Source organism: Endozoicomonas sp. ONNA2 (genome assembly GCF_024606365.1).
GTDB lineage: Bacteria > Pseudomonadota > Gammaproteobacteria > Pseudomonadales > Endozoicomonadaceae > Endozoicomonas.
Window position 1 is genome coordinate 1 of record NZ_JAHHPO010000122.1, and the last position, 7,488, is coordinate 7,488.

The 7,488-nt window shown below is 44.0% G+C and carries 4 protein-coding genes; all 4 read left to right on the forward strand.

Annotated features, from left to right (window positions below):
• Positions 1 to 96: 96 nt before the first annotated feature.
• The 4 genes from KDK14_RS02280 (at position 97) to KDK14_RS02295 (ending at position 7,064) form a co-directional block, all read left to right on the forward strand.
• Positions 97 to 2,580, forward strand: coding sequence for a hypothetical protein (locus KDK14_RS02280; protein WP_257263401.1), 2,484 nt, complete (start codon positions 97 to 99; stop codon positions 2,578 to 2,580).
• An 11-nt stretch (positions 2,581 to 2,591) separates the two neighbouring features.
• Entirely contained in the window at positions 2,592 to 4,295 is a 1,704-nt protein-coding gene (locus KDK14_RS02285; RefSeq protein ID WP_257263402.1) for an RING-H2 finger protein, read from the forward strand.
• A gap of 164 nt (positions 4,296 to 4,459) precedes the next feature.
• Complete coding sequence (locus KDK14_RS02290; RefSeq protein WP_257263403.1) at positions 4,460 to 5,890, forward strand: NAD-dependent succinate-semialdehyde dehydrogenase; 1,431 nt, start codon at positions 4,460 to 4,462, stop codon at positions 5,888 to 5,890.
• 532 nt (positions 5,891 to 6,422) lie between these two features.
• Positions 6,423 to 7,064: a hypothetical protein gene (locus KDK14_RS02295; RefSeq protein ID WP_257263404.1), complete on the forward strand. Its 642-nt coding sequence runs from the start codon at positions 6,423 to 6,425 to the stop codon at positions 7,062 to 7,064.
• The last annotated feature ends 424 nt before the right edge of the window (positions 7,065 to 7,488 follow it).

A 7,488-nucleotide genomic window follows, 5' to 3' on the forward strand; every position in this document is an offset into this window, starting at 1 on the left:
CATCCTCGCTACGGGGACGCCCAGTCGGGCGCTATTCTCGGACAGCCTCCCGGGTTGTTATTATTTCAGTAATAATACCGTCATATGGATTACCAGATGTTACCTGAATGCCCTAATGTTGCCTCCAGTTCACAAGAACTGCTTCTTCGTGCAAATCACCGCTCCTCCGATCAAGCGGCAACTGTATTCTATCCGAAGCGTACATTGAAAAAGAGTAATGAGGAATGCTGTTTAAGGCAAACAAGCAGTATGTCAAATCTACAACAGATGAAAGACACGCTTGATTCCAGAGTTTGCCAGCGTTTAGCTACCAGCCAAATGATATGTGGAGAACGCGTGCTACCATCAAGCCCCGAGCAAATATCGCCCCTCCTTTCAGATAAATCTAATAAAAAGTTAACAGTTTATGCGCAGCCCCTGACGACAGAAAAACCTGATGCACTGCAAGACAAGAAATCTCAGTCTGAACATGAGTTTAAAATCGAAAGTTTGGAAATAATAAATAGTCTTAATACAATCATCAATGGAGAAGGCGTATGGAGTAAATTCAGGCACTCAATTATCAGATGCTGCAGTGACGGAGATCAATGGACAAGTGATGAAGATTGGCTCGATTATGTGGATTGTAAGATTAAGATAGTGGATAAGCATCCGAATATATTCTGGAATAAGCATCCCGGTCGATTAAAATTACTCATCCAGGAAATAATTTTCATTACCCTGAAAACACTTGATCGCTATGAAAGAACACTGTCAGCGGTAAATCCTGGGCATCTGACAAGTCTGAACGATGCGCTACATGCGCTGTTGCAGCAATGCTACCAAAGGTTTGGTGAAGAATTATTCTGGCAGATATTTAATCCCGGGTCATACGATAAAAGGACTCAAATTGATCAATTACAATTCCGCCACCTGACTATTTATAACTTCAATGTTATTCCCATTACCTTGAAAACGCTACTCGCCCCAGGCTCAAAAACGTTAGCTTACCTGCCTGTTTTATGGCACCTGAGAAACAATACTCTTGCGGTCGAAACAGTCCTTGGTATTGATAAGCAAACCATACAGCAAATGGCCGAGAAAAAAGAACAGCACCGACTGCTTAAGCTGTTTACTCATCGCCCGCAGGGCAGAATCCTCAAGCCGCTGGATTCTATGGAAGGTTTTTCAAACTTTGGCAACACCTGCTTTGCTGCGGTTTCAACCTGGCAAATTCTGGTTTCACCGTATATTCAGATGCTTTCAGCTGCCTCGGAATCACAGACGGCTGAGTGTGGCTTTCAAGGTGTCAGGCAAGGGCAGAATGAGCAGACCATGCCCCTGATTCCTGAAGAAAAAGCAACGCCTCTTGAAAATCTCTCGCTTGAACAGTGCCTGACATTACTCAGAAAAGAATCAAATAGAAATACCAAAACAAGGCTGTTAATTACTGCTATCCGAAAATGTCTGGTCACTATGCAAAGTCAGTATCTCATAAAGCAGTATCCGCAAATGCAAAAAGTGTATGAGTTATTATTAACACTATGCGCAATGTCTGCTTCTGAAGATATTTTTCATGGTTTTGAAAACTTTCATGAAAAGTATGCGGAATTTAAAAATATCCAACTTCTGACCAAAAAAACAAAAAAAGCAAGAACTGAAAAAAATGTTTATCCTGAGAATGTACTTGGTCACGAAAATCTCCTACCGATTTTTCCCCTTAAGAAGTTACCGCAACAGGATTCAGCAGAATTTTTAGCACCACTATTAGAATTAGTTATGCCCAAAGAGCAACTAAAAAAATGTGCATTTTGGTTGTTAACTGAACGGCGGATTATGCGGGGCCCTGATATAGTAACGATAACCGACAATCCCGGGTTTTCCCCGGGGAGTGCTTCTGGCGTTTCAGCCGTAAAAGATACCGATAAACCTGACACTTTTATTTATTTAGCTCCGGTTTCTCTTGAGCAAGCTGAAAGGGATGATTTTTCCATTCAAGTGATTCTTGATGATGCCCTCTCTTTAAAGAACTTGCCAGAAAATATGCATCAGAAAATAACCATCAACAGCGATAATTTCAGACATGCAATACACAACAACCCGGACTCTCTCTCCAGGGCAAAAGAGACCGGAACAGGAGACCATTTGTGGGATGTCCTTCAGGAGCGGCAGGTACTGTTGGTGGAAGAGATTCCGGAAGTGATCACTATACAGCCAAAAATGCCCCCCGAACTCCTTGACCGGGCAAAAGTTACAGAAAAATTAGCTCAGGATGTCACTGAGGAATTTCAGCTGACCTTCAGAAAAGTTAGCCATGATGCAGCTCTTCCACCAGAAGATATTATCCAAAAATACCGGATTGTTGCTAAAGTCTTTTATGTCGAGGATGAACATGCAATTACACGTCACTACCGATGCTTGATCAATGGCAGGGGTCAATTGCCCGGGAATGATGAACAACAAGAGATTGATAAAGTCGTTATGGATGATAAAAATGTATTCATCGCACCTGCAAAACCGGGACACTTATACCAACTAGGTGTCCCCTGTATGTTTACCGCCGAAAAAATAACGGCATTAAAACCTGACTTTCAAAACTGAGGAAGTAAACTATGACAGTTTCTTACCACTGGAAATGCGGTGTAGAGAAACACGAGTGTTCGGTTTGTCTGGACTCTATTTGTAATATTCCGATTGATGGTAAAGAACCCCCTCACTCCTGGAAGCATAAAGATGTAATTACCTTAACGCCCAAGTGCAATCACCTGATGCATCAGGATTGTGTCAGAAATTGGCATCGGCACTGCCTTAAACTTGCTAATCGAGACGTACACTTTAAATATGCACCTACTTGTCCTGTCTGTAAAACCGCTATAACTGAGGGTGATCCGGCTAACAAGAAGGTTGTGGGCGTTTTATGGGACTGTGAAAAGGCCGAAACTCAGGACCCAACACCCTCAGTAATGGAAACACCTGCAAATGAAACCACCCTGACTTTGGCTGACGGTATGGAGCTTATGGACGAGGCGGTAAAATCACATAACTTTCCCGCAATGTGGCAACTGAAAAGCCGGTACAGGTTTACACTCAGTCCGGCTCAATTAAAGAAAGTCCTGGGGGATGCACTTCCAGAATTATTTAATTTAAATGTATCGTCCCCTGTTGATCATAAAACTCGTCTGGCGTTGGATTTAATGACCTATGACGATGCCTCTTGCAGAGTTGTTTCTGATTTTTTCCTGGAAGTATTGAAGATCAAGGGTAACCGGAATCGGGGGGTAGTCAAAAGGCTGATTGACTCAAAAATACTCAGTGAAAACGTACTCAAACAGGCTTTTAACTTCCATGTTGCAAAAGGTAACTTTGATCAAGCAAAAGCCATGAAAGAGCAATATGGTTTCTCTCTTAATGGTTCAGAATTGCAGGAACAACTGTTAAAAGCTTATCAAGCGAAAACAGGTATCCCGGATCTGGAATCCATCTTGAGTCTACACGACAAACATAATACGGCTTGCAAAGAGATCCTGAGTGAAATTTTAAAAACCGTTGCCGAGCAGCCAAAGGAATACTCCGCGGAAATTCATGATCAGTATTCTGACGGTTTTTTTGTAAATTATATGAATTTTATCAACACCCTGCTATACCACGGTGTCAAAAATCAAAGTGCCGTGAATGCCGCGATGACAAACGCCGTCAGTACCCTTTGTAATATAGGTTTAGACTGGGCAAGCCAACTCAGGAACAACCATCGGGCAACGATGGACCCTGAGAAACTCAACGTGGCGATTGGTAAGGTAATCGATCAAAACCAGCTTCATCTGGTGGATAAGCTACTCCCTTTGTTTGCCACTGATCAAGAAGCCAAAGCGGCGAATATCATGATTCTGGACAAGCTGGTAGGTAAACCCGATCAGTACTATCAAGAGCGTCTTCGAGATTTTAAAACCGTTTGTTACAACCGACTGAAAAGCAGCGGTTGCTGGAGCCAGCAGGCTGTGGATGCACTGATAAAAAGAGCTGTTGAGGACAAAGATACTCATTGGGCCATAGAGCTGAACTGCAAATATGATGCATTTCTGGACGCTGATATGTTTAAGTATCAAATTCTGAACGAGGTCGTTCATCTCAAAGAGCATCGCTACCAAGATCCTCGTAAACTTGATGATTTCAACAGTTGCTTACTTTTTGCCAAACGCGACAATCCCGATTTGCCCGGTGCGCTGGAAAGGGCTGTTTTCGAAATACAGAACATGGATGAATTTCCCCTCAAGCAAGATATCCTCAATAAACTGAGGATATTTTTTAACGCCCGTTGATATCTTTTGCGGGCATACGGAGAAGATTGTGTATAGTAATCAGGCTAAACTCCGGGTGATAAAAGAATAAGAAATAAATTGAACTTTATTACCTGCATCCCGGCTCTTAATATACGGCAGTATTAATCCGGAATATGGTCGTGTAAGTAAAGAGGTACGGGTGGATGGATAACATCAAAAATAAATCGTTGCTCAGTATTCTGTGTGAACCTGGCGAGCACGCTCTGGCCATTGATAATCCTGCTGATGGCTCGGTGGTGGGTTATATCCCTTGGCAGTCTGAAGCAGAGATTGACCAATGTATCAACAAGTCCTGCCTGGCTCAGAAACTCTGGCAAAAACGACCGGCAAAAGAGCGTTCATGTCTTATGTACCGATGGTATGAACGGGTGATGGACAATCAGGCTGACCTTGCCCGGTTGATGACGCTTGAGCAGGGCAAACCATTGGCTGAAGCCATGGGCGAGGTGGCCTATGGTGCATCTTTTATCCAGTGGTTTGCAGAAGAAGGAAAGCGGGCATACGGTACGACTATTCCCGGGCATACGGGAGATAGACGGCTAATGACCATTAAGCAACCGGTTGGTGTGGCGGCAGCCATTACTCCATGGAACTTTCCCATTGCCATGATTACCCGTAAGGCTGCACCTGCATTGGCTGCGGGTTGCAGCTTTATTGTCAAGCCTGCCAATCAGACGCCCCTCTGTGCTTATGCTATTTTAGAACTGGCCAGACAGGCGGGTATGCCAGAAGATGTATTGCAGGTGGTTGTTCACCACTCACCGGAACAGGTCGGTGATCTCTTCACTCATCATCCTGTGATCAGAAAATTATCCTTTACCGGTTCTACCCGTGTTGGGCGACGGCTGATCGCCCAGTCGGCTGAAACCATTAAAAATACCTCGATGGAGCTGGGCGGAGATGCCCCATTTATCGTTTTTGACGATGCTGATATCGTTCAGGCCGTGCAGGGCGCTCTGGCATCAAAGTTCCGTAATGCCGGGCAAACCTGTGTCTGTGCCAATCGGTTTTATGTACATGACGCTATTTATGATCAATTCGTCAGCCAGTTTACTGAGGCGGTAAAAAGTCTCAAGGTTGGTAGTGGGCTGGAGGACGGTGTCCAGATTGGACCGCTGATTGACGTACAGGCAAAAGAACGCATTTTTCGGACGATTAATCTGGCTGTCGAGCAGGGGGCAACGATTGTTACCGGAGGTAAACCCCTGGATGGATGTTTTGTTGAACCTACGGTTCTGACCGATGTTCAACACTCCATGAGCTTTCTGCGGGAAGAGTTGTTTGGCCCTGTTGCCCCGATTATGCGATTCACCAATGATGAAGAGCTGTTAGAACAGGCTAATGATACGATTTATGGCTTGGCTGCCTATTTTTACAGTCGGGATATTAGCCGTATCTGGCAGGTGGCCGAGGCTCTGGACTATGGCATGGTGGGCATTAATGAAGGTATTATTTCCACTGAGCTGGCACCTTTTGGTGGCGTTAAACAGTCCGGATTTGGTCGGGAAGGTGGACAGGAAGGCCTGGAAGCGTACCTGGAAACCAAGTACCTCTGTTTTGGGGGGATTCAATAATTAATATCCAAGTATTTTTTTATAAGCAATGGTACTCAAATTTGGTTTTATGGTAAGAAATTTTTGAATAACGATAAAACATGGGTCCGCCCTGTAACTGGCATTGAATCGCCATTGCCCCCTGTTTTATCGGACATGAGAATCTGCTGGCTATCTTCAATTGGCTGATGCACATCAAAAAAGTACACCTCAACTGTTGTTTTTACCTTGTTATGTCCGGCTTTGGCCTCGGTGCAGTTAATATTGCGCCAACTTTTCTGACGAAAGCCCTGGCTTGCTCAAGCTTGTGATGATCACTGTTATCCGACGACCGTACTGCGGATATCGGTACTGATCGCCTCCGAACCTGTTGACATTAGCGAATCATTATTGACCTTTATTGGATAAAGAAATGGAGACTTGGGCCATTAAATCAATAATAAGTTCCAGCGAAACAGGATTGAGCGCCTTTATTTTAGCTAAAATTAAACTTTGCTTTTAATTTGGTGTCTAAATAACATAATTAAAGACTAGAAATACAAAGGTAATAACTATGAGTCCTATTTCAGGTGTCGTTTCCACCTTGGTAAGCGCTTGTAAAACCGCGCTTGATTATATCACTTACCCATTTCGATGGGCATTTAATCGCACAGTTTCAGTAATTTCTTCCGTTAAAACGTATCTTTTTGGGTCATCTGGACTTGGGGAACAAAGTGAGGGGGTCTATGAAAAACCGGTCAGAGAACGAACAGTTGACAGTGTGTCAGAGCCAGCTGTCAGCACAGCTACTTCTGTAACTGCGTCAGATCAGGCAGGGCAAGGCAAATTAAATATTGTGAAATTTAAAGCTCTCCTGACTGATTTGCTGGAAGCAGAGAAAGTATTCGAGGGCTTGTTAATTTATTTGCAAGAGCGAGAAAAAACAAGTAGTGAGCAACGTTTTAACATTCTTCAGCTTGGTACCAAGGTTAATGACATTGAAAAGCTGCACCGAATCGCTGAAGACCTGGACAATGGCGTCGTTCCAGCTGATGCCAAATCCAAAGTAACAGGTGTTTACAAGGTATTTGGCGAAGCTCTTGTACTTCTAAAAAAAGGTACGTTGAATGCACTATTGGATCAAGATCGCCTTAAAAAATTTGATGCACTACTAAACCATATTGACAATGCCAGAGACAAACTTGGCAAACTGTGAAACTCTCCCTTTTGTCACTGGGGAAAAGATTTTTTATTTTCTTCACAGGGTAAGCCGGGGTTAAGTCAGGGAAAAATTTATAACGCATTAAATCTCTGTAGCCTGGGCGGCCCAAGGGCTAGAGTTTTTGGATGAGAACCAGGAGGCTGTCTGAGAATAGACTGCCCTACTGCGGTGGCAGCAAATTGGTCTAAAAATTCCGGCTCCTTCGTCAAACAGCTCCGCCATTCTCTTCAGAATCAGCAATTTTTAGCTTCAATTTCTCGCAATCCTCGCCACGGGCGCTTACAGCTATGCTCCCTCCGTTGTGCCTCGCAAAGTACCAGCCCACAGTAGCCAGAAATCTTCGATTCCATATGGCCAGCTACTTGGGAGCTGTCCTGAAATAACTTCGACATTTCTACAGACGCTACCCGCTACCCGC

Excerpts from the sequence above, each read along its gene's own strand:
- KDK14_RS02280 (WP_257263401.1), top strand. The coding sequence starts at position 97 with ATGTTACCTGAATGCCCTAATGTTGCCTCCAGTTCACAAGAACTGCTT.
- KDK14_RS02285 (WP_257263402.1), top strand. The coding sequence starts at position 2,592 with ATGACAGTTTCTTACCACTGGAAATGCGGTGTAGAGAAACACGAGTGT.
- KDK14_RS02290 (WP_257263403.1), top strand. The coding sequence starts at position 4,460 with ATGGATAACATCAAAAATAAATCGTTGCTCAGTATTCTGTGTGAACCT.
- KDK14_RS02295 (WP_257263404.1), top strand. The coding sequence starts at position 6,423 with ATGAGTCCTATTTCAGGTGTCGTTTCCACCTTGGTAAGCGCTTGTAAA.